This is a genomic window from Amycolatopsis sulphurea (genome assembly GCF_002564045.1).
Lineage (GTDB): Bacteria > Actinomycetota > Actinomycetes > Mycobacteriales > Pseudonocardiaceae > Amycolatopsis > Amycolatopsis sulphurea.
This window is the reverse complement of sequence record NZ_PDJK01000002.1, coordinates 1591997-1613977: the sequence shown is the minus strand read 5'-3', so window position 1 is coordinate 1613977 and position 21981 is coordinate 1591997. Positions and strand designations below refer to the sequence as shown.

Sequence of the window (21981 nt, the reverse complement as noted above, 5' to 3'; positions counted from 1 at the left end):
AGCTTCTTCGCGCGGCAGTAGTTCCGAAAAGGCGGCAGGACAACGCAAAGGCCCCGCACTCATCATACGATGAGGTCACGGGGCCTTCTGGCTGGTGTGGCAGGTGAGGGATTCGAACCCCCGAAGGCTGAGCCGTCTGATTTACAGTCAGATCCCTTTGGCCGCTTGGGTAACCTGCCAAGGCCGGGCGACCGGCCGGGGAGAAGAATACCCAACGTCCGGCTGCGGGGGTCAACCGGGATGCCCCGGGGTGGTCAGGGGCTAGGCTGGTGGCCCCTGACGAGCGAGTACGAGGTGTGAGGACACGTGGCGGATCCCTCTTTCGACGTGGTGAGCAAGGTCGACCGCCAGGAGGTGGACAACGCGCTGAACCAGGCGGCCAAGGAGCTGGGCACGCGGTTCGACTTCCGCGGGACCGGGACCGGGATCACCTGGGCAGGCGAGGAGGCCATCGCGATCGAGTCGGAGACCGAGGAGCGGGCGCTGGCCGCGGTGGAGGTCTTCAAGGAGAAGCTGATCAAGCGGAACATCTCGCTGAAGGCTTTCGAGGCGGGCGAGCCGGCGATCTCCGGGAAGATCTACAAGATCGGCGGCAAGATCCTGCAGGGCATCGCCTCGGACAAGGCCAAGCAGATCGCCAAGTTCATCCGCGACGAAGGCCCGAAGGGCGTGCAGGCCCAGATCCAGGGCGACCAGCTGCGGGTGTCGGGCAAGAAGAAGGACCAGCTGCAGGAGGTTATCGCCTTGCTGAAGGGCAAGGACTTCGAGATCGCGCTGCAGTTCACGAATTACCGCTGACGCACGGGTTCCGGCCTGCGGGTATCCGCGGGACTCGGGCCGGCGGGACGAAGCTCATGAAGCCGTAAAGGCCCAGTCCGCTTCGTAAGCCTCCATCGCCACGAACGCCGGCCCGGGCACCGCGAACGTGCCCTCGTACTCGCGATCTGGTTCACCGCCAGTTCGCGAGTCCCGTACGCCTGGACCAAGACCGCCTCATGGCCATCCGACTCCTTGGTCACGCCCGCGGGAATGGCCAGTATCGCGTCTCCGTGGCCGGAATGGGGTTTGCCGGCTTCGACGGCCGGCAGGCTGCGGTGGTCGGCGACGGTCGCGGTCCGCGCGTCGTTCGCGGAGATGTGCAGGGTTCGCGTGGGTTCGCCGTCCCGGTCGACGTTGCACCACACCGTGCCGTGGCAGCTGCCGATCGCGTTGATCAGGCCGAAGTCGTGGCCGTCGGAGTTGACGATGACGTTTGAACTGCACTTCGGGCAGTCGAAGGTCAGGTGGCCGGGGACTTCGCAGGGCCAGTCCAGCGTGACTGCGCGGTTGCCTTTGCCTTGGTGTGTCTCGGTTTTCGCCATCGGTCGGACGCGGGGGAGGGGCGACCGCGACCGGCACTTCCGGCACGATCGCGCCGACGCCGGTTCCCGACACGGCGTAAGAACTGGTGATCAGGACGGCAGCGCAGACGGCCGCGGCACGCATGCCCGCGTGGCCATTCCGATTTCCCCTGCAGACGCCCCGGCGGGGCTTTCTGGAGGTTCGTCGCCACCCCGCCCCAGGTCGTTACGCGCCGCCGGGCGGGAAACCCCACGAACGGGTGGATCCCTGCCCTGACCTGCGGAAGTCGCGCGGCTGGCGACCGGCTGCGTGATGTAATCGCGCGACTTATCGCCAGAGAGGGTTCTACATGCGCCGCTGGACTCCCGTGATCGCCTTCCTCACCTCGCTGGTGGCCCTCGCGACCGGGCTCACGCCGGCGAGTGCGGTGGTCGACAAACAGCAGCTGGTGCCCGGGTACGGGTCCTACCCGCGGCTGATCCGGCTCGAACACTCGGCATTCGGCCGCGGGAACATTATCGCGGCGCTGACCAGCGAGGACGACAGCGGGAAGTTCACCCCGATCCTGGAGAGCACGGACGAGGGCGCGAGCTTCCACAAGATCGGCGAGGTCCGCGATCCGGACGCCAGGTCCGGCCAGTGCTGCGGCACGCTCTACGAACTGCCCCAGCGTGTCGGCGCCCTGAAGGCGGGCACCCTGCTCTGGGCGGCCAGCTACCGCCAGGACGCGGGTCCCCAGCGGCGCATCGGGATCAAGGTGTGGGCCAGCCGTGACGGCGGGCACCGGTGGAGCTTCCTCGCCGAGGCCGCTCGCTCGCACAACCACGACGGCATCTGGGAGCCGGAGTTCGTCGTCGACGCGGGCGGCACGCTCTGGCTGCACTACGCGGACGAGACCCAGGCCCCGCAGTACGCGCAGGTGCTCAACCGGGTCGCCTCCACCGACGGCGTGCACTGGGGCACCAAGCAGCTGACCATGGCCATCCCACCGGACCGTGTGCGCCCGGGCATGCCGATCATCCGTCGGCTGCCCGACGGGCGGTACTGGTTCGGCTACGAGATCTGCAACTACGGCGACCGCTACTGCGATCCCTACTACAAGATCTCCGCCGACGGCGCGAACTGGGGCGATCCGGCCGATCCGGGCACCCGCGTGGTCACCGCGAACGGCAACTACTTCCAGCACGCGCAGACCCTCACGCTGTTCCCCGGCGGCCCGAACGGGGTGCGGCTGGTGATGGTCGGGCAGATTTACACCAACGCGTTCGGCAAGCCGCAACCGGGCAACGGGCAGACCCTGCTGGTCAACGACGACCTCGGCGAAGGCACCTGGTATCCGATGCCCGGTCCGATCCTGATCACCGGGATATACAACAACTTCTGCCCCAATTACTCGTCCACGCTGCTGCCGGTGGACGACGGGAAGAACGTGCTGGAGATCGCCACCGAGTACAACCTCGGCTGCAAGGCCTACTACGGCAAAGGGCCGCTCTTCTGAAATTTCCGGGCGTCCCTCGCCGGGCAGTCGGTACGGTGAGTGAAGCGTCCGTAGGCGGAAACGAGGGAGCGGTAAGTGAAGGGCATCGTGCTCGCGGGAGGTAGTGGTACCCGGCTGCACCCGATCACCCAAGCCGTGTCGAAGCAGCTGCTGCCGGTGTATGACAAGCCGATGATCTACTACCCGATCTCGGTGCTGATGCTGGCCGGGATCCGGGAGATCCTGATCATCTCGACCCCGTCCGACCTGCCGAACTTCCGCAGGCTGCTCGGTGACGGCAGCCAGTACGGGCTCTCCTTCTCCTTCGCCGAGCAGCCGAGCCCGAACGGGCTGGCCGAGGCGTTCGTGATCGGCGCGGACTTCGTCGGCGACGATCCGGTGGCGCTGATCCTCGGCGACAACATCTTCTACGGCCAGGGCTTCTCCACCACGCTGCGCACCGCGGCGCACGACCTGGAGGGCTGTGTGCTCTTCGGCTACCAGGTCAAGGACCCGCAACGCTACGGCGTCGGCGAGGTCGACGAGCACGGCAAGCTGGTCTCCATCGAGGAGAAGCCGGCCCACCCGCGGTCGAACAACGCGATCACCGGGCTGTACTTCTACGACAACGAAGTGGTCGACATCTCCCGCAACCTGAAGCCCTCCGCCCGCGGCGAGCTGGAGATCACCGACGTGAATCTGGCCTACCTGCGCCGCGACCGGGCGCAGCTGATCGAGCTGAGCCGCGGTTTCGCCTGGCTCGACACCGGCACGCACGATTCGATGCTCGAAGCCGGCCAGTTCGTGCAGGTGCTGGAACACCGCACCGGGGTGCGGATCGCCTGCCTCGAAGAGGTCGCGCTGAAGATGGGCTTCATCAGCGCCGACGAGTGCTACGTGCTCGGCACGAAGCTGGCGAAGTCCGGCTACGGCGAGTACGTGATGAACGTCGCCCGGGTGGCGGGCGCCACCGGCTGACCCGACTGTCCGAAAAGGACGCAGGTCGGCGTCTCCCGATCGGCTCTCGAACACCCGGTCGCCGGGCCGCAGCATCCTCAAGCATGGTGATTTCGACGGCTGCTGCGGCCGGGACGGCGGTGACCGCGCTGGGTATGGTCCGCACGCCCGGGCCGAACCTGAGGTATCTGGTGTCGCGCAGTATCAGCCAGGGCCGGGTGGATCTCGCTCGCCGGGACCGGCGCCGGTTTCCTCGCCTGCCTGGCGATGGCCAACCTCGGGCTGGCCGTGGTCTTCGTCGCGGTGCCGTGGCTGTATATCGGGTTCAAGGCTGTCGGCGCCGGCTACCTCGCCTGGCAGGTCCTGAAACCCGGTGGCCGCGGGCTGTTCGAACCGCAGCGGCTCGAACGTGACCCGGCAGGCAGCTGTTCCGGTGGGTCTGCTGACGAATCTGCTCACTCCCAAGGCCGCGATCCTGTACCTGGCCCTGATTCCGCAGTTCATCGATCCGGCGCGAGCGCGAACCCCACCGCGCAGGGGTTCGCGCTCGGCGGGGTGCAGATCGTCGTCAGTCTTCTGGTCAACGCACTGATCGTGCTCGCCGCCAGGTCCGTTGCCGGGCTGATCGCCCGCCGGCCGTCCTTCGCGGTCTGGCAGCGGCGGATCACGGGCACCCTGCTCGGCGGTGTCGCTTTGCTGCTCGCCAGAGAAGTCCCCGCCAGGGCGCGGATCTGACCGGAGCGTGGCCCCGTCCCGGAGAACAGGGCCACCTCGTGGTCAGGCTGCCTGGGGCAGCGGGGCCGCGGCCGGGGTCAGCGCCAGCTCCAGCACTTCCCGGACGTTGGCCACCGGGTGGACGTCGAGCTGCGACAGCACTTCCTCGGGCACGTCGTCCAGATCCGGTTCGTTGCGCTGCGGGATGATCACGGTCTTCATCCCCGCCCGGTGCGCGGCCAGCAGCTTCTGCTTGACCCCGCCGATCGGCAGCACCCGGCCGGTCAGCGAGACCTCACCGGTCATCGCCACGTCGGCGCGCACCACTCGGCCCGACAGCAGGGAGGCCAGCGCGGTGGTCATCGTGATCCCGGCGGACGGGCCGTCCTTCGGGACCGCGCCTGCCGGGACGTGGACGTGGATGCCGCGTTCCTTCAGGTCACGCACCGGCAGCTCCAGCTCCGCGCCGTGCGAACGCAGGTAGGACAACGCGATCTGCACCGACTCCTTCATCACCTCGCCGAGCTGTCCGGTGAGCTGCAGGCCGGTCGAACCGCTTTCCGGATCGGCGAGCGAAGCCTCGATGTAGAGCACGTCACCGCCGGCCCCGGTCACCGCCAAACCTGTTGCCACGCCTGGGATCGACGTGCGCTGGGTGGCCGTGGGCAGGGAGGACTCCGGCACGTGCCGCGGACGGCCGAGGTGGGTTTCCAGGTCCGCCGCGGTCAGCGTGACCGGCAGGGACAGCTCGTCCAGCGCGACCTTCGTGGCGATCTTGCGCAGCACCTTCGCGATCGTGCGGTTCGTGTCGCGCACACCCGCCTCACGGGTGTACTCGGCGGCGATCCGGCTGAATGCCTCGTCGGTGAGCGTCACGTCGCCCGGTGCGAGCCCGGCGCGTGTCAGCTCCCGTGGCAGCAGGTGGTCCCTCGCGATGGTGACCTTCTCGTGCTCGGTGTACCCGTCGAGGGTCACCAGCTCCATCCGGTCCAGCAGCGGGCCGGGGATGGTTTCCAGCGCGTTGGCGGTGGCCAGGAACACCACGTCGGACAGATCCAGCTCCACTTCGAGGTAGTGGTCGCGGAACGTGTGGTTCTGCTCCGGGTCCAGCACCTCCAGCAACGCCGCCGTCGGGTCGCCGCGGTAGTCGGCGCCGACCTTGTCGATCTCGTCCAGCAGCACGACCGGGTTCATCGAGCCGGCTTCCTTGATCGCGCGCACGATCCGGCCGGGCAACGCGCCGACGTACGTGCGCCGGTGTCCACGGATCTCCGCCTCGTCCCGGATACCGCCCAATGCGACGCGGACGAACTTCCGGCCCATCGCCTTCGCCACGGATTCGCCGAGCGAGGTCTTGCCGACCCCGGGCGGACCCGCGAGCGCCAGCACCGCGCCGGAACGCCGTCCGCCGACCGGGCCGAGCCCGGACTCCGCGCGACGCTTGCGCACGGCCAAGTACTCGATGATGCGTTCCTTGACGTCGTCGAGTCCCGCGTGATCCGCGTCGAGCACGGCCCGCGCGGCGGCGAGGTCGTAGACGTCCTCGGTCCGTTCATTCCACGGCAGCTCCAGCACCGTGTCCAGCCAGGTCCGGATCCAGCCGCCCTCGGGCGACTGCTCGGAGGTGCGCTCCAGCTTGTCGACCTCGGCCAGCGCGGCCTTTTTGACCGGCTCGGGCAGCTCGGCGGCCTCGACCCGGGCGCGATAGTCGTCGTCCTCGCCGGTGCCGTCGAGTTCGCCCAGTTCCTTGCGGATCGCTTCGAGCTGGCGGCGCAACAGGAATTCCTTCTGCTGCTTGTCCATGCCCTCCTGCACGTCCTTGCGGATGGTGTCGGTGACCTCCAGTTCGGCCAGGTACGCCCGGCTCCATTCGAGGGCCTTCTCCAGCCGGGCGCTCACGTCGAGCGTGGTCAGCAGGGTCAGCTTCTGTGCTGTCTTGAGGTACGGCGCGTTGCCGGACAAGTCGGCCACCGCGGACGGCTCTTCCAGCTGCTGGACCGCGTCGATCATCTGCCAGCCGCCGCGTTGCTGCAGCAGCGAGATGACCACGCTCTTGTACTCGGTGGCCAGCTGCGCGGACCGCTCGTCGGTGGTCTCGGTGACTTCGCCGGCGTGCACCCAGCGCGCGGCGCCGGGGCCGTCCGCGATCCGGCCGACGGCCGCCCGGCTGGTGCCGCGCAGCAGCACCGCGGCGTTGCCACCGGGAATCCGGCCGACGCGTTCGACGGTGGCGACCGTGCCGAACTCGGCGTACTCGCCGTCGATCCGCGGCACGATCAGGACCTCGGCCTTGCCCGCCGCACCGGAACGGATACCGGGGAAGGACGCCGGGGCGGGGGTGCGGGCCTGCGCGGACTCCACTGCGGCCCGGGTCTCGGTGTCGGTGAGGTCGAGCGGGACCACCATGCCCGGCAGCACGACGTCGTCATCGAGCGGGAGCACGGGCAGGAGGCGGGTGTCGGACATGTGCACTCCTCGGATAGTTGAGTCTGTCTTGCTCAACTCTCCGAAGGGTGGGTTTGTTTCCCGGGGAGTGTTCGCTGGCAGCGATCAGGCTCCGCGTCACGGCTTGCGCGCGACCCCGCACCAGGCGAACGGGGTGGCCTCCGCCTCGATCGTGTTCAGCTGCCGTTCCGGGCGCCAGTGCGGCAAGTGCTGGATCCCGGGTTCGAGCAGCGGCCAGCCGCCGAAGAACGGCTCGATCTCCGCGCGGTCGCGCAGCCACACCGGGTTGCTCGTCTTGCGGTACTGCTCGACGAACCAGCGCAGCCCCTCCAGCGCGGGCCCGCTGCCGTCGCCCTCGGTCATCTGGGAGATGGCCAGCCAGCTGCCCGGCGCGAGCGCGGCGCGATAGTTCGCGACGACCTCGTCGACGTGGTCCTCCGGGCCGAAGAAGTGCAGCACCGCCATCATCATCAGGCAGACCGGCCGGTCGAAGTCGATCAGCTCGCGGGTACGCGGATCACGCAGCACCGCACGGGCGTCGCGCACGTCGGCCTGCACGATGCCGGCCCAGTCGGTGGCCGCCTCGTCCTCCAGGATCAGCGTCGCGTGCGCCACGGCCACCGGCTCGTAATCGACGTAGACCACGGTCGCGGTGTCGTCCTCGTCCAGCTCGGCGTCGATCACCTCGTGCACGTTGCCCGCGGTGGGCACGCCGGAGCCGAGATCGATGAACTGCCGGATACCGGCGTCCAGCGCGGCCCGCACGACGCGATTCATGAACTCGCGGTTCTGCTTCGAGCCGGGGCGCACGAGCGGCCACTGCTGTTCCAGCTTCTTGCCGAACTCACGGTCCACGGCCCAGTTCTGCTTTCCGCCGAGGAACCAGTCGTACACCCTGGCCGCGGACGGCTTCTCGGTGTCGACGCCTTCGGGTGCGCGCGGTGCGGAATCCGGCTGCTCGGTCATCGAGACTCCCCTCGTCCGGGCCCAAGATTAGCGCCAAGGCCGTGAAGGGGTCCTTCACGGGACGCTGAGTCCAGGGTCTCGGCAAAGTCGGTCGAGGACCCGTGATCAGCAGAGTGAGCCGCGGCTGCCGCGTCATCATCGACGGCGCCTGCCATCGTCGTCGATCACGCCCGGCAGCAGGCGAAGCGGAGGTGTTCGAGACTCGCGACCACCTCGCGCTGTGCGCCGGACCTGTCCCGAAGTCTGTGAAGGGGCCCTTCACGGACTCAGAGTCCGTGAAGGGCCCCTTCACAGACCTGATACTTCCCTGATATTTCAGCGCGCCGCCGGTCGCCGTTGCCAGCCGGTCCACAGTGGCCGGTAACCCTGCGCGTACCAGAATGGCGTGGATCGCGGGTTGGCCACCGCGGTGTGCAGCAGCACGACGTCCGCGCCCGCCTCGTCGAAGACCTGGTGCGCGTGCGCGGCCAGCGCCGAGCCGACCCCGGCGGACCGCGCCGCCTCGGACACCGCGAGCGAGGACAGGTACCCGATCCGGGAAGCCGCCACCCGGTGGCCGATCCAGCCCGTTTCGTCCGGCATCTGCAGCAGCACCATGCCGAGCGGCCGGCCGTAGAGCTCGGCGATCCACAACTGCGGCTCGGGACGTTCGAGCTGCCGCAGCAGCTCCTTCTCCAGCAGCTCCTCGATCCCCGGGCGCACGGTGACCTTGCCGAACTGCGCGTCGTAGCGCTGCAGCTCCAGCATCAGGCGCATCGCGGTGCCGAGGTCGTCCGGGGTGGCGTGCCGGATGCAGACGCCGGGGGTGGTGGCCGGGCCGGGCGCGGCCATCCGCGCGGCCGGGCGGACCGCGATCACGCCGACCGGGGCGAAGCCGTGCCGCAGCAGTTCGGTGGTGCCCGCGGTGTCCCGGCTCGGCCGCGAGAGCACGGCCGCGCACTCGGCATCCCCCACCTGGGCGAGGGAGTGCAGGTGTTCATCCCATCGGGTGAGCAAGGCGTCCAGTCCGGCCGCCGGATCCGGCCCGGCGAGCTGCACTTCGAGCCGGTGCTCGACGCGAGCCCGCCAGATCGACTGCGGACTGTCCGGCCCCACCTCGGTGCAGGTGGCCAGGCCGGCCGCGGTGGTTTCGCCGGCCTCGGCGGTGAGCAGGGTGTCGTCGCCGTGCACGCGGAACGGGAGTGGCGCGGGCAGCAGTGCGTCCACCGTGGCGATGCGCGCGGCATGGCCGGTGGCTGTCACGTCGTTGTGCATACCCTCATTGTGATCCGCGCCCGCGCCGTCCGGACCCCGGAACACACCCCACCTCGGCAGATCAGCCCGAACGGGCAATTTCACTCCTTGGTCCCTGCAGGTCAGCAGCGGACGCCCATTGTTAACCGTGGGGTGATCTCCTACTGTCTCGAAAGGGACGCAGGTACGCCCTACGGGGTAAGGTGCGGCTCTCGTCCACACCTGACGTCACTGACGAGCACTGCCGAGCGCGACCGGGCTGCCGGGAAGGAAGGTCGGATGCCGGACCGCAACGCCCACCCCGGTGCCGCACCCGGAGCGAAGAGCAAGGAGGGCATCGCGCCCGCCGAGCCCCGCACCGACGAGAGCCGGTTCCGCCGCTATACCTTCGTGGTACTGACCCTGGGCGTGCTCGCCGCGTTCGCGGTCGGGACCTGGCTACCCTTCCACGGTTCGGGCAACCTGTGGTGGATCGGCCCGGTGCTCGCGCTGGCCTTCCTGCTCGCCGAGCAGCTCGGCATCAACGTAGACGTGCGCAGCGGGATCTCGTGGACCATCTCGTTCACCGAAATACCGTTGGTAATCGGTTTCTTCGTGGCGCCGTTCGAGGTCGTGCTCGCCGCGCACCTGGTCGCCGGGATCGGCACCCTGCTGGCCCGCAAGGTGGCCGGCCGGGTGCTTTACAACGCGGGCGCGTTCCTGCTCGAGATCACCGGGGCGTTCGCGGTGGCCGGGCTGGTCGCGCACGCGATGGGCGCGACCGGGATCCCCTGGGTCGCCGCGCTGGCCGGCACGCTCACCGCGCCGCTGATCAGCACGCTGCTCGCGCTGGCCGCGGTCCGCGTGCTGCGCCGCCGGATGCGGGTCAGCACCGCGATCCGGCTGACCGGCCGCATCCTCGTCGTCGGCTTCGTGAACGCCTCGGTCGGCCTGTCCGGCTACCTCGTCATCTCGAACACCCCGCAGGCCTGGCCGCTGGTGCTGGCCGTGTTCCTCGGGCTGACCGCGCTGTACTGGGCCTATTCCGATCTGCTGCGCGAGCAGCGCGACATGGAGGCGCTCTCGGACGTGAGCCTGATGGTCGCGCGGTCCGGGCAGCAGGCCGCGGCCCGCCCGGCGACCCGGGGCGAAGACCTCGTCGGAGGCGTTGACGTGCGGGAATGGGCCACGATCGCGGAGCGGATCAAGGATCAGCTCGCGGCCGGCCGGGTAGTGCTGCGGCTGCGGCTGGAGGCCGACGACCCGATGCGCGTGGTCGTCGCGGGCGACGAGCTGCCGCAGCCCGACCCGAATTCCGACGATCCGCTGCTGCGCCTGCCCGGCGCGCACGTCCGGCACTTCCGCATCACCGAGGCGAACCCGGACGTCCGTGCTTCGCTGCTCGCCCGTGGTGCGCAGGAAGCGCTCGTGGTCCCGTTGCGCAGCGCGAACCAGCTGCTGGGGATCGCCGAGGCACACGACCGGCTCTCACGCTGGCGCGGGTTCGGCAAGTACGACGTGCAGCTGCTCGGCACGATGGCCAGCCACCTCGCGACGTCGCTGGACAACCGGCGGCTGCTGGCCACCCTCCGGCACGACGCCTACCACGACCCGCTCACCGGCCACCTGAACCGGCCGGGCTTCCAGCAGCTGGCCAGGGACCCGTTGCGGGACTCCGCCGAGGTCGTCGTGCTGCGCATCGACCTCGACGTGTTCTCCACGGTCAGCGACGCCCTCGGCTACTCCTGGGCGGACCGGATGGTGATCGCCGCCGGCCGCCGCATCCGCGACGCACTCGGCCCGGACGTACCGCTCGCCCGGCTCGAAGGCGCCTCGTTCGCCGCGCTGCTGGTGAGCAGCACGACCGAGGAAGCACACCAGGTCGCCGAACGGCTGCGGGTGGAGCTGTCCGAGCCGTACCCGGTGGACCGGCTCTCCGTCGAGGCGAACGCGATGATCGGCTACGCCGGCTCCGCGAACGACGCGGGCGAGGTGGACGTGGACGGCATGCTGCAGCGGGCCGACGTGGCGGTGCGCGCCACCCGCGGCGGCGAAGAAGTCCGCGGCTACGTGCCGAGCATGGGACAGATCTTCCTCCGCCGGTTCCAGATGGTCACCCAGTTCCGGCAGTCCCTCGAAGACGGGCACGTCTCGGTGCACTACCAGCCCAAGATCACCCTGCCGAACCGGCAGGTGGCCGGGGTGGAGGCGCTGGTGCGCTGGGTGCACCCCGAGTTCGGCAGGCTCGGCCCGGACGAGTTCGTACCCGCGATCGAGGCGGCCGGCCTGATCGGCGTGCTGACCTCGTTCGTGCTGGAGGAATCGCTCAAGCGGGTGCGCAAATGGCTGGACGAAGGCCTGCGCATCTCCGCCGCGGTCAACCTGTCCGTGCGCAATCTCGCCGACGAGGACTTCCCGGCGAAGGTGGAACGCGAACTGGCCCGCTTCGGCGTACCCCCGGAACTGCTCACCTTCGAACTGACCGAATCCGGTGTGATGTCCGACCCGCAGAAGGCCCTGCCGATCCTGCGCGAGCTGCATTCGCTGGGCATCGAACTGGCCGTGGACGACTTCGGCACCGGCTACTCGTCCCTGGCCTACCTGCGCCAGCTGCCGGTGGACCAGGTGAAGATCGACAAGAGCTTCGTCCTCGGCATGGGCACCGACCTCGGCGACCTCGCGGTGGTCCGGTCGATCGTCGAGCTCGGCCACTCGCTCGGCCTGACCGTGGTCGCCGAAGGCGTCGAAGAAGACGTCGCCCGCGACCAGCTGGAAGCGATGGGCTGTGACGTCGCACAGGGCTACCTGATCTCGCGGCCGCTGCCGGAGGACCGCCTCGAAGCCTGGCTGCAAGCCCGCACGGCCCGCTCGCCGGGACGGCACTCCGAAACCGTGCTGACCCTGCTGACCTGAGGTTTCGTGCTTAGCCGACCCCGGCTGCACCGACGGGTGAAGCCCCTTGCTAACCTTTCCAAGTCCTCGCGAGAGGCAAGGCCCCTTTAGCTCAGTCGGCAGAGCGTCTCCATGGTAAGGAGAAGGTCTACGGTTCGATTCCGTAAAGGGGCTCGCGAGTGGGCGAGCTATACCCGTGGAAATCACGGGTCTGGCTCGCTTCGCGGCGTCCATCTGGGGGTCGGACCCCCAGGCCCCCGCCAGGGGGCAAGCCCCCTGGACCCCCGGCAGTGGTCGGGAGGGGTGGTGGTGGGCGTTGGTGGGGCGGTGTAGCTCAGTTGGTAGAGCAAGCGGCTCATAATCGCTGTGTCGCCGGTTCAAGTCCGGCCACCGCTACGCGGTAACGACGGGGCTGGCCCCCGGATCTGAGAGAGAAGGAAACGCTGTGGCTGCCACCGACGTGCGACCCAAGATCACGCTGGCGTGCGAGGAGTGCAAGCACCGCAACTACATCACCAAGAAGAACCGGCGCAACAACCCGGATCGCCTGGAGATGAAGAAGTTCTGCCCGAACTGCGGTACGCACCGGACTCACAAAGAGACCCGCTGACGCACACTCGTTCTCGCTTCACGAAAGCCGTCCCGGCCAGGTGCCGGGGCGGCTTTTCGCGGTTCCCGCCACCCCGCCGTGCACCAGCCGCGGTCGGTTAGCCTCATCGGGTGCCTTTGGACCAGACGTTCACCGGGCGGAACTACCCCCCGGACGACCAGTACCACGTGAGCCGGGAAAAGATCCGCGAATTCGCCGACGCGATCGGCGACCCCAGCCCACTCTTCCGCGACCCGGAAGCGGCGCGCGCGGCTGGCCACCCGGACGTGATCGCCCCGCCCACCTTCGTCACGCTGCTGAACCTGCCGAAGATCAACAGCATCGTCGAGGACCCCGCCCTCGGCCTCGACTACTCCCGGATGGTCCACGGCGACCAGGGATTCCACTACGAACGCCCGGTACACGCCGGCGACGTGCTGGAGATCTCCGCCCGGATCGAGAGCATCATGGCCCGAGCGGGCAACGACTTCATCAACCTCCACGCGGAAATCACCGACGCCGACGGCAAACTCGTCTGCGCCACCCGCGCACAGCTCGTAGTACGGGGGGCGGACGCGTGAACGTCGGCGACGAACTGCCCCCGCTGCACGTCCACATCACCCGGGACCAGCTGATCCGCTACGCCGGTGCCTCACTCGACTTCAACCGGATCCACTGGAACGAACGGTTCGCCACCGGCGTCGGCCTGCCGGACGTGATCGCGCACGGCATGCTCACCATGGCGCTGGCCGGGCGGATGGTCACCGACTGGCTCGGCGACCCGGCCCGCCTGGTCGACTTCAGCACCCGCTTCACCCGGCCGGTCGTGGTCCCGGACACCGAAGAAGGCGCGCTGGTCGAACTCACCGGCAAGGTCGGGGCGCTCACCGAGGACGGCCTCGCCCGCGTCGACCTGGTGGTCACCTGCGAAGGCAAGACCGTACTGGGCAAACCGCAGGCACTGGTCCGCCCCGCCTGAGCACGGCCCGGAACGCTCAGGAGGCCACGGACTCCACCACGCCCGCCATGCCGTCCTCACCCCGCGCGTTGGGGTGCAGGACGGCCGCGGACGAGGTGGGCACGATGCCCTCGACCCAGCGGGTACCCGAGTCGGTGCACACGTCGTGGCCCTTGCTCGCCTCGGCGGTGTCGGCGAATCCGGCGTCGTGGGACTTGGCCTGAGCCGACAGCTCGTCGTTCAGCTTGGCGAGCTCGTCACGCAGATACCCGACGTCCCCGGCGCCGAGCGGCAGCACCGGCCAGCAACCGTCGCCGTCCGGGAGCACGGTGGGATAGCCGACCACGATCACGCGTGCCTTCGGGGCCTTGGTGTGGATCTTGTCGAGCACCGTGCCAACCCGCTTGCCGGCCGTGGCGATCCGGTCGGCGAGCTGGTCGTGGCCGCCCGCGGTCAGCCGGTCGCGGCACGGCGCGCTGCCGGAGTGCGCGGTCACACAGCTCGGCGCCAGAGAGATGAAACCGACGTCGTTGCCGCCGATCCCGATGGTGACCAACGTGGTCGCGGCCGTGACAGCGTCCAGCTGTGGCGGATTCGTGCCGTTCTTCGTGGACTGCGCGGAGGTGAAGTCCGCAGTGGTCGCGCCGCTGCAGCTGACGTCCACGAACTCGGCCGGCTTCAGCTTCGCCGCAACCAGATGCGGGTAGTTGTTGTCGGAACGCTTGCAGCCTGGCGGAGTCCCCGCCTGATGACCGGTGTGCGGCGCGGAAGTGTACGAGTCGCCGAGCGCCACGTACCGGCCCGAGCCCCCGCCGGTGCTCTCGCCGGAAGGCGGCTCGGCCGATGCCGAGCCGTGCTTGGACTTGTAGTAGCCGACTCCCAGCAAACCGGCCACGACGACCAGGATCAGTAATCCGCACCCACCGCTTTTCTTGGCCGCCACGACATGTTTCTACCGGCACCTCAGCCCCGGCGACGACCCGCGTCCGGGTGATCACAGGCCGCTCAGACCCGGACGGCCGAGCGCAGCTCGTTCGCGAGTTCCAGCGCGTGCTCCACGTCCTTGGCCAGGTAGTGCAGGTCCACCAGCGCTTCCCGATACCCCTCGGCCACCGCCTCCGCCAGCTGGGCGGCCACGTCGGAGATGCTTGCGCAGGCCGCGCCGGGGGCGGGGTTGATCCGCATCACCCGCCTCAGCGTCGCCGGATCGCGGCCCGCCCGCTCCGCGGCCTCGGTGACCACGGCCCACATCCGGCGCAGCACCTCGGCAGGCAGCCGGGCGGGCAGCCAGCCGTCGGCGAGCCTGCCCACCCGGCGCAGGGCTGCCTCCGACATGCCGCCCACCAGCACCGGCGGATGCGGCCGCTGCACCGGGCGCAGCTCGAACAGCGCGTCCGGGATCTCCCACCGCTCACTGCGGTGCCCGGCCGGGTCGGCGGTCCAGAGCGTGCGCAGGACCTCGATCAGCTCGTCGAGCCGGGCGCCGCGGCCGCGCCAGGGCACCCCCGTGGCGGTGTACTCGTCACGCAGCCAGGACAGCCCGAGCCCGAGATCGAGCCTGCCGCCGGAAAGCAGGTCGAGCGAGGTCGCCGTGCGGGCGAGCAGCACCGGGGAGTACAGCGGGCCGCTGAGCGTGCTCGACCCCAGCCGGACGGTCTCGGTGACGCCCGCGGCGGCCGTGAGCGCGACGAACGGGTCGACGAACCGGGCGAACTCCGGTGGGTACGGCCGCTCCGCCGTCCCGCCGCCCGGGTACCGGTCAGAGGGAGCCACCGGGGCGAGAAGCCGATCACCGACCCACAGCGAGTGGTAGCCGAGAGCCTCCGCCGAGGCGGCGAAACCGGCGATCGCCGCCGGGTCCGCGAGGGGTCCGTATTGCGGCAGGGCGAGTCCAAGCCGAAGGGTGCTCATCTGGTCTCCTCGGGCAGGATTTGTCTTGCCGGGCACCATTGCGTCCCCGCGTTGCCCGAGTTCTCCTTGCCGTAGTGCGAAAATCCGGTGGAGCGATGGCGATTTCGCTTGTCCGCAAGGAGGTCTGATCGGTGGCCCGCCCGGGTACGCCCGGCGCGCCGAGCGGTCCGGCCGGGGCTTTCGCGATTAATCGAAAACCGGTGCATGCGCTCATACTCGCACGATCGGGTGACTTTCGTCGCACGGCCGGGACGGCGGCCGCGGACCGGCGGCGCGCCGATCGAGGGGGCGCGGTTGCGGGGCGCCAACCGGCTTGCCGTAGACTTCGGAACTCGGAGCGCACTACGGTCGTCCCCGCCGGATGGTGGGGACGATGGAATGCGTCCACCGGAGCCCGGGGTGACCGGGTTCCACAGGGGTGTAGCTCAATTGGCAGAGCAGCGGTCTCCAAAACCGCAGGTTGCAGGTTCAAGTCCTGTCACCCCTGCGTACGGGAACTGGTGGAGCGGAGGAGTGGTCGTGAGCGACAGCGACGCCAGCGGCGAGCACGAGCAGGAGGGGCCGGGCGAGTCCGGCGCCGAATCCCGCCCGAGCACCGCGGCTGCTCGACGCGAGCGCCGCGGTACCGCTCGACCGGCCGGCAAGTCCGCGGCCCGGCCGGGCTCGACCCGGCCGTCCGGCAAGGCGGGCGACAAGGTCGCGAAGCCCGCCGCCGACGCCAAGGGCACGCCCACCCCCAAGCGGGACCAGAAGCCGAAGAAGGCCTCGGTGTTCGCCCGGATCGTGCGTTTCGTCCGCGAGGTCTGGGCGGAACTGCGCAAGGTGATCTGGCCGAACCGGAAGCAGATGGTCACCTACACCGCGGTCGTGCTGGTGTTCGTGGTGTTCATGGTGGCCCTCGTCAGCGGGCTCGACCTGGGCTTCAAGCAGCTCGTCGGGCTGGTCTTCGGCTGAGGGGCGCAGCGCGCGCCGCGCGGGCCGGCCTGCCCGAGCCCGGCAAGTGATCAACTGAGAGGACGGAACGTGACCTCCGACAACGGCACAGAAGCCGGTCGCGACCTGACCGAGCTTTCCGACGAGCAGGTGCACGCGGCACTCGGCGACGAGGAGCCCGCCCACCTCGAGCCCGTCGAGGTGCCCGCCGCGGCTGACGAGGTCGACGAGTCCGCCACCGACGAGGGCGCCGAGGGCGACGAGACCGCGGACGCCGCGGGGGAGACCGAGCCCGTCACCGACGACGCGGACGCGGACGCGGAGCCGGACGACCCGGTCGCCGCGCTGCGCGCCGAACTGCAGGCCGCGCCGGGCGAGTGGTACGTGGTGCACTCCTACGCCGGGTACGAGAACAAGGTGAAGACCAACCTCGAGACCCGGACCACCACCCTGGACGTCGAGGACTACATCTTCCAGATCGAGGTGCCGACCGAAGAGGTCACCGAGATCAAGAACGGCCAGCGCAAGCAGGTGCAGCGCAAGGTGCTGCCCGGCTACATCCTGGTCCGGATGGACCTGAACGACGCCTCGTGGAGCGCGGTGCGCAACACCCCCGGCGTCACCGGGTTCGTCGGCGCCACCTCGCGGCCGTCGCCGCTGACCGTGGACGAGGTGCTCAAGTTCCTCGCCCCGCAGGTGGAGAAGGAAGCCCCGGCCAAGGCCGCGAAGGGCGAGGCCGCGGCGACGCCGTCCGGTGGCTCCGCGGTCGAGGTGGACTTCGAGGTCGGCGAGTCGGTCACCGTGATGGACGGCCCGTTCGCCACGCTGCCCGCCACGATCTCCGAGGTCAACGTCGACGGGCAGAAGCTGAAGGTCCTGGTGTCGATCTTCGGCCGGGAAACGCCGGTCGAGCTCTCGTTCAGCCAGGTCTCCAAGATCTGACCGGCCGGGGAGTACCGGCCGGCAGTCCCCGCGTACTGGCAGGTGTGCGGGGGACTCACGTCAGTTAGAAGGACACAAGGTAATGCCACCCAAGAAGAAGAAGCTTGCGGCGATCATCAAGCTGCAGATCAAGGCGGGTGCCGCCAACCCGGCGCCGCCGGTCGGCCCCGCGCTGGGTCAGCACGGCGTCAACATCATGGAGTTCTGCAAGGCCTACAACGCCGCGACCGAGTCGCAGCGCGGGGACGTCGTCCCGGTCGAGATCTCCGTGTACGAGGACCGGTCGTTCGACTTCAAGCTGAAGACGCCGCCGGCCGCGAAGCTGCTGCTCAAGGCGGCGGGCGTGGAGAAGGGCTCCGGCGAGCCGCACAAGACCAAGGTCGCCAAGGTCACCTGGGACCAGGTCCGCGAGATCGCCAAGACCAAGGAGACCGACCTCAACGCGCTGGACATCGACCAGGCCGCGAAGATCATCGCCGGTACGGCGCGTTCGATGGGCATTACGGTCGAGGGTTGATCTCTCGACCGTGACCACCCCCGCGAGGTCGCGCCGATTTCTGGACTGAGTGATTCGATCGGCCCCCAGGCCGAGTGAATCGGGAGGGAAGAAATCGGCTCCCGGCGATCTCGCCGCCGCGGCGAAGCCGCGGCAATCAAACACCGTGGGAGAGCTGCGTGCGGCTCGGCACCACACTGATCCACTCAAGCTAAGGACAGAAGCATGACCAAGCACAGCAAGGCCTACCGCCAGGCCGCGGAGCTGATCGACAAGGCGCGTCTCTACGCGCCGCTCGAAGCCGCGAAGCTGGCGAAGGAGACGTCCAAGTCGAAGATGGACGCGACCGTCGAGGTCGCGATGCGTCTCGGGGTGGACCCGCGCAAGGCCGACCAGATGGTCCGCGGCACCGTGAACCTGCCGCACGGCACCGGTAAGACCGCCCGCGTCATCGTCTTCGCCGTCGGCGACAAGGCCGCCGAGGCCGAGGCCGCCGGCGCGGACGCGGTCGGCACCGACGAACTGATCGAGCGCATCCAGGGTGGCTGGCTCGACTTCGACGCCGCGATCGCGACGCCGGACCAGATGGCCAAGGTGGGCCGGATCGCCCGCATCCTCGGCCCGCGGGGCCTCATGCCGAACCCGAAGACCGGCACGGTGACCCCGGCGGTCACCAAGGCGGTCGCGGACATCAAGGGCGGGAAGATCAACTTCCGCGTGGACAAGCAGGCCAACCTGCACCTGGTGATCGGCAAGGCCTCCTTCGACACCGAGAAGCTGGTGGAGAACTACGCCGCCGCGCTGGACGAGATCCTGCGGGCCAAGCCGTCGTCGGCGAAGGGCCGTTACGTCAAGAAGATCACCTTCACCACGACGATGGGCCCGGGCATCCCGGTCGACCCGTCGCGCACCCGCAACCTCCTCGCCGAGGACGCCGCGGTCTGAGTCGGACATCACGGGAAAGGGTGGTCACGCTTTACGCGAGACCACCCTTTCTTCATGTCTCATGGAGACATGCCGACGACGTTCACCGCTCCCGACGGGCTCCTGCTGAGCTACACGGTGTGGGAGGGCGACGGCCGGCATCGCCGTCCCGTAGTGCTGCATCACGGCTTCGCGGCCGACGCTGAGGTCACCTGGGTGCGCCCGGGAGTGGTGCGCACCCTGGTCGACGCCGGGTTCACCGTGATCGCGCCGGACGCGCGCGGGCACGGCGCCTCCGGAAAGCCGCACGACCCGGCCGCCTATGGCGAATCCGTGATGGCCGCGGACCTCTCGGCCCTGCTCGACGAGTTGAACCTGACCGAGGTGTCGCTGGCCGGCTACTCGATGGGCGCGATCGTCGCTCTGCTGGCCGCCACGAACGACCGGCGCGTGCGCTGCCTCGCGGTGGGCGGGGTCGGCGCGGGCATCGTGGACTTCGGCGGGGTCGACGCCCGGGTGGTGGACCGCGAGCAGATCGCGGCCGGCCTGCTCGCCCGGGACCGCGCGGACGTGCTTCCCGCCGCCCGCCCGTTCCGCCGCCTCGCCCGCCGCACCGGCGGCGACGTGGCCGCGCTGGCCGCGGTCCTGCGGGCCACCTCGCACGAACCGATCCGGCTGTCCGGGCTGTCCGTGCCGACCCTCGTGCTGGCCGGCGAATCCGACGAGCTGGCGGCGAACCCGGAACGCCTCGCGGCCACCATCGCCGGTGCCCGCCTGGTCCGCGTGCCGGGCGACCACATGGCCGCGGTGGCCGATCCGGCGTTCGCCTCGGCACTGGCGGACTTCTTCGCCTACTCGGACACCGGTGAGTCCCGGCTGGCGATCAGCTCACTGGCCTGAGCAGGCTCAGCCGGTCGTACTGGGTGCCGACGGGCAGGCATGCGGCGCCTGATGACCGACGATCAGCCACTGGCCCTTCTCGACCTGTTTGATGGTGAAGTCCCCGAGCGCCGGTCCGCCGGTGATGGTGAAGTCGCACGAGCTGACCGCTACCAGATCCCCTGGTGGCCAGCCGGACCGCTTCGAGATCGACTCGGCGTAGGCGTCCGCCGATCCCGGCGCGGGATCGAGCTTGCCGTGCAGGCCCTCGACCGCCGCGTCGCAGCTCGGGTAGCCGAGATCGGCCGCGAACTTCTGCTGGGTCGCCTGGTCGAACAAGCCACAGACGTGATCGACCATGCTGCGTTGCCCGGGACCGTGCTGGGCGATGCCGTCGTAGACCCGGCGCACTGATTCGAAGGGTGAAGCCGTGGTCAGGATCTGATTCGTGTGGTAGGTCCCGCCGCCCTCGGCGGCGATCTGGGCGGAGGTCTTGCCGTCGTCGCTCGGGAAGATCTTGTGATAGCCCCAGTTGATCGCGATGCCGATCAGGACCAGCACGAGGATCCAGGTGAGGACCTTCCCGCCCAGCCGCTTGATCCAGGGGGGTACTGCGCGGCGGGGGCGGCCCGGCTGCTCGTACGGCGCGAGTTCGCCGGGGGTGCCGGGAGGGGCGGGCGGCTGGCCTGCCTGCCGGGGTTGCGGTTGCCGGCTACCGGCCGGGACCAGGCCGGAGTCCGCGAGCGCGGCGGGCTCGGTGCCCTGCTGTGCCTGGGTGAAGCGGAGGTACTCCTGGAATCGCTGGAATTCCTGGAACTGCCGGTACTGTTCCGGGTCGGTCTCCGGGGTGCCGGACGGCGGCGGGGCCGGTGGCTGTGCGCGGGACACTGGCTGCGGCAGGTTCGCCGGAGAGCCCGCCGGGTCGCCGGTGGGGTGGTTGTCGAACGGCTGTCGGTCATCGCGCTGTTCCGCCACGTCACCATGATGCCTGCCGGGCCGGTGATTTCCAGCGGCAGGGCGGGTCGTCGCAGGTCGAACGGGGGGTCCGGGGAACCCTTGCCGAGCCGTCGAGTATTCTTGTTCCTGGTTCTACCGAAGACCGCTGGTTCTCCGGACACCCCAGGGTGCGAGGAGCGAAGGTTCCGCGTCACGATGCGGCGGCCCGCGCAGGAGGAACGAGGCTCGAGCATTCCGTGCTCACTACGACGCCCCGCGCCCTGCTGCGTGTGGGCGTTCTGTCGTTTCGGGTGCCTTCTCCGGCCAGTGGTCACCACTAGCCAAGAGAGGAGGCGACCATGGCGAAGCCCGACAAGGTGGCGGCCGTCGCCGAGATCGCGGAGAGCTTCCGCAGCAGCTCGGCCACCGTTGTCACCCAGTACACCGGCCTCTCCGTGTCCCAGCTGTCCCAGCTGCGCCGCGCTCTCGGCACCAGTGCCAAGTACCGGGTCGCGAAGAACACCCTCGTCAAGCGCGCCGCCGAGGACGCCGGTGTCCAGGGTCTGGACGACCTGTTCGTCGGTGCCACCGCGATCGCCTTCGTCAAGGGTGAGCCGGTCGACGCCGCGAAGGCGCTTCGCGACTTCGCGAAGGACAACAACGCGCTTGTGATCAAGGGCGGCTACATGGACGGCAAAGCGCTGTCCGTGGCCGAGATCGGCAAGATCGCCGACCTCGAAAGCCGTGAGGTGCTGCTCTCCAAGGCAGCGGGCGCGTTCAAGGCGAAGCTGTCCCAGGCCGCCGCGCTGTTCCAGGCGCCGGCGTCCCAGGTCGCCCGCCTGGCTGCCGCGCTGGAGGACAAGCAGCGCAACGCCACCGGTACCGAAGCAGCCGAAGCACCCGCCGAGAGCTGAACCACCCCCACCCCGAACGTCTCGTTCGTTTTTCTGAGAGGAAGCCATCATGGCGAAGCTGAGCACCGCCGAGCTGATCGACGCCTTCAAGGAGCTGACCCTCCTTGAGCTGTCGGACTTCGTGAAGGAGTTCGAAGAGGTCTTCGACGTGACCGCCGCCGCGCCGGCCGCCGTCGTCGCCGCTGCCCCGGGTGCCGCCGCCCCGGCCGCCGTCGAGGAGCAGGACGAGTTCGACGTCGTCCTCGAGTCCGCCGGTGACAAGAAGATCCAGGTCATCAAGGTCGTCCGCGAGGTCGTCTCGGGCCTGGGCCTGAAGGAGGCCAAGGAGCTGGTCGAGGCCGCCCCGAAGGCGCTGCTGGAGAAGGTGGACAAGGACGCCGCCAACGCCGCCAAGGAGAAGCTCGAGGCCGCGGGCGCCAAGATCGCCATCAAGTGATCTCGGGCGCGTAGCGCCTACCGCAGCACCGAAAAGGGGCGGGCATCCACCGGATGCCC

Annotated in this window: 22 protein-coding genes and 4 tRNA genes; 18 read left to right on the top strand and 8 right to left on the bottom strand. The window is 69.4% G+C overall.

The window, feature by feature from the left end; translation table 11 throughout:
• Positions 1-97: 97 nt before the first annotated feature.
• Positions 98-179, bottom strand: a tRNA-Tyr gene (locus ATK36_RS13505).
• Positions 180-306: 127 nt separating this feature from the next.
• On the opposite strand from ATK36_RS13505, the gene ATK36_RS13500 reads away from it, so the two are divergent.
• Complete coding sequence (locus ATK36_RS13500; protein WP_098511682.1) at positions 307-798, top strand: YajQ family cyclic di-GMP-binding protein; 492 nt, start codon at positions 307-309, stop codon at positions 796-798.
• On the opposite strand, the gene ATK36_RS13495 is transcribed toward ATK36_RS13500, so the two are convergent.
• Positions 789-1361: a hypothetical protein gene (locus ATK36_RS13495; RefSeq protein ID WP_098511681.1), complete on the bottom strand. Its 573-nt coding sequence runs from the start codon at positions 1359-1361 to the stop codon at positions 789-791. The two genes, ATK36_RS13500 and ATK36_RS13495, sit on opposite strands and share 10 nt — an antisense overlap.
• 329 nt (positions 1362-1690) lie before the next feature.
• On the opposite strand from ATK36_RS13495, the gene ATK36_RS13490 reads away from it, so the two are divergent.
• From ATK36_RS13490 to ATK36_RS13480, 3 genes are all read left to right on the top strand, one after another.
• Positions 1691-2839, top strand: coding sequence for a sialidase family protein (locus ATK36_RS13490; RefSeq protein ID WP_098511679.1), 1149 nt, complete (start codon positions 1691-1693; stop codon positions 2837-2839).
• 75 nt (positions 2840-2914) lie between these two features.
• Entirely contained in the window at positions 2915-3796 is an 882-nt protein-coding gene (gene rfbA, locus ATK36_RS13485; RefSeq protein WP_098511678.1) for a glucose-1-phosphate thymidylyltransferase RfbA, read from the top strand.
• Positions 3797-4042: 246 nt separating this feature from the next.
• Positions 4043-4510 carry a hypothetical protein gene (locus ATK36_RS13480; protein ID WP_245914692.1) on the top strand — a complete coding sequence of 156 codons (468 nt, stop codon included), beginning with the start codon at positions 4043-4045 and terminating at the stop codon, positions 4508-4510.
• Between the two features lie 42 nt (positions 4511-4552).
• Here the strand turns inward: ATK36_RS13480 and lon are convergent, their stop codons facing one another.
• The 3 genes from lon to ATK36_RS13465 all read right to left on the bottom strand — a co-directional run bounded on the left by lon (position 4553) and on the right by ATK36_RS13465 (position 9154).
• Positions 4553-6955: an endopeptidase La gene (lon, locus tag ATK36_RS13475; RefSeq protein ID WP_098511677.1), complete on the bottom strand. Its 2403-nt coding sequence runs from the start codon at positions 6953-6955 to the stop codon at positions 4553-4555.
• A gap of 96 nt (positions 6956-7051) precedes the next feature.
• Entirely contained in the window at positions 7052-7900 is an 849-nt protein-coding gene (locus ATK36_RS13470) for an SAM-dependent methyltransferase (protein WP_098511675.1), read from the bottom strand.
• A 315-nt stretch (positions 7901-8215) separates the two neighbouring features.
• A complete protein-coding gene (locus tag ATK36_RS13465; RefSeq protein WP_098514861.1) occupies positions 8216-9154 on the bottom strand; it encodes a GNAT family N-acetyltransferase in 939 nt (312 codons plus the stop codon).
• A gap of 258 nt (positions 9155-9412) precedes the next feature.
• On the opposite strand from ATK36_RS13465, the gene ATK36_RS13460 reads away from it, so the two are divergent.
• The 6 genes from ATK36_RS13460 (at position 9413) to ATK36_RS13435 (ending at position 13572) form a co-directional block, all read left to right on the top strand.
• A complete protein-coding gene (locus ATK36_RS13460) occupies positions 9413-12025 on the top strand; it encodes a putative bifunctional diguanylate cyclase/phosphodiesterase (RefSeq protein ID WP_098511674.1) in 2613 nt (870 codons plus the stop codon).
• 80 nt (positions 12026-12105) lie between these two features.
• A tRNA-Thr gene (locus ATK36_RS13455) sits at positions 12106-12178 on the top strand.
• A gap of 149 nt (positions 12179-12327) precedes the next feature.
• Positions 12328-12400, top strand: a tRNA-Met gene (locus ATK36_RS13450).
• Positions 12401-12449: 49 nt separating this feature from the next.
• The gene (gene rpmG, locus ATK36_RS13445; protein WP_005152047.1) at positions 12450-12614 is read left to right on the top strand and encodes a 50S ribosomal protein L33; all 165 of its coding nucleotides are present in this window, start codon (positions 12450-12452) and stop codon (positions 12612-12614) included.
• Positions 12615-12724: 110 nt separating this feature from the next.
• Positions 12725-13174, top strand: coding sequence for a MaoC family dehydratase N-terminal domain-containing protein (locus ATK36_RS13440; RefSeq protein WP_170069721.1), 450 nt, complete (start codon positions 12725-12727; stop codon positions 13172-13174).
• Entirely contained in the window at positions 13171-13572 is a 402-nt protein-coding gene (locus ATK36_RS13435) for a MaoC family dehydratase (RefSeq protein WP_170069720.1), read from the top strand. Before ATK36_RS13440 ends, ATK36_RS13435 begins: the two co-directional genes overlap by 4 nt.
• 16 nt (positions 13573-13588) lie before the next feature.
• Here the strand turns inward: ATK36_RS13435 and ATK36_RS13430 are convergent, their stop codons facing one another.
• Together ATK36_RS13430 and ATK36_RS13425 are read right to left on the bottom strand one after the other, a co-directional pair.
• A complete protein-coding gene (locus tag ATK36_RS13430; protein ID WP_098511671.1) occupies positions 13589-14494 on the bottom strand; it encodes an SGNH/GDSL hydrolase family protein in 906 nt (301 codons plus the stop codon).
• Between the two features lie 62 nt (positions 14495-14556).
• Entirely contained in the window at positions 14557-15462 is a 906-nt protein-coding gene (locus ATK36_RS13425; protein ID WP_098511669.1) for a TIGR03619 family F420-dependent LLM class oxidoreductase, read from the bottom strand.
• A 414-nt stretch (positions 15463-15876) separates the two neighbouring features.
• On the opposite strand from ATK36_RS13425, the gene ATK36_RS13420 reads away from it, so the two are divergent.
• The 6 genes from ATK36_RS13420 to ATK36_RS13395 all read left to right on the top strand — a co-directional run bounded on the left by ATK36_RS13420 (position 15877) and on the right by ATK36_RS13395 (position 19657).
• A tRNA-Trp gene (locus ATK36_RS13420) sits at positions 15877-15949 on the top strand.
• A 32-nt stretch (positions 15950-15981) separates the two neighbouring features.
• Complete coding sequence (gene secE, locus ATK36_RS13415; RefSeq protein ID WP_141544426.1) at positions 15982-16416, top strand: preprotein translocase subunit SecE; 435 nt, start codon at positions 15982-15984, stop codon at positions 16414-16416.
• A gap of 69 nt (positions 16417-16485) precedes the next feature.
• Complete coding sequence (gene nusG / locus ATK36_RS13410) at positions 16486-17337, top strand: transcription termination/antitermination protein NusG (RefSeq protein ID WP_098511666.1); 852 nt, start codon at positions 16486-16488, stop codon at positions 17335-17337.
• An 82-nt stretch (positions 17338-17419) separates the two neighbouring features.
• The gene (rplK, locus tag ATK36_RS13405; RefSeq protein ID WP_098511665.1) at positions 17420-17854 is read left to right on the top strand and encodes a 50S ribosomal protein L11; all 435 of its coding nucleotides are present in this window, start codon (positions 17420-17422) and stop codon (positions 17852-17854) included.
• 204 nt (positions 17855-18058) lie between these two features.
• The gene (gene rplA, locus ATK36_RS13400; protein WP_098511663.1) at positions 18059-18778 is read left to right on the top strand and encodes a 50S ribosomal protein L1; all 720 of its coding nucleotides are present in this window, start codon (positions 18059-18061) and stop codon (positions 18776-18778) included.
• A 69-nt stretch (positions 18779-18847) separates the two neighbouring features.
• A complete protein-coding gene (locus ATK36_RS13395) occupies positions 18848-19657 on the top strand; it encodes an alpha/beta fold hydrolase (RefSeq protein ID WP_098511662.1) in 810 nt (269 codons plus the stop codon).
• A 6-nt stretch (positions 19658-19663) separates the two neighbouring features.
• Here ATK36_RS13395 and ATK36_RS13390 read toward each other — a convergent pair whose 3' ends face one another.
• Positions 19664-20611, bottom strand: coding sequence for a hypothetical protein (locus ATK36_RS13390; protein ID WP_098511660.1), 948 nt, complete (start codon positions 20609-20611; stop codon positions 19664-19666).
• A 320-nt stretch (positions 20612-20931) separates the two neighbouring features.
• On the opposite strand from ATK36_RS13390, the gene rplJ reads away from it, so the two are divergent.
• Positions 20932-21486 carry a 50S ribosomal protein L10 gene (gene rplJ / locus ATK36_RS13385; protein ID WP_098511658.1) on the top strand — a complete coding sequence of 185 codons (555 nt, stop codon included), beginning with the start codon at positions 20932-20934 and terminating at the stop codon, positions 21484-21486.
• A gap of 49 nt (positions 21487-21535) precedes the next feature.
• Positions 21536-21922 carry a 50S ribosomal protein L7/L12 gene (gene rplL, locus ATK36_RS13380; RefSeq protein WP_098511657.1) on the top strand — a complete coding sequence of 129 codons (387 nt, stop codon included), beginning with the start codon at positions 21536-21538 and terminating at the stop codon, positions 21920-21922.
• Positions 21923-21981: the final 59 nt, after the last annotated feature.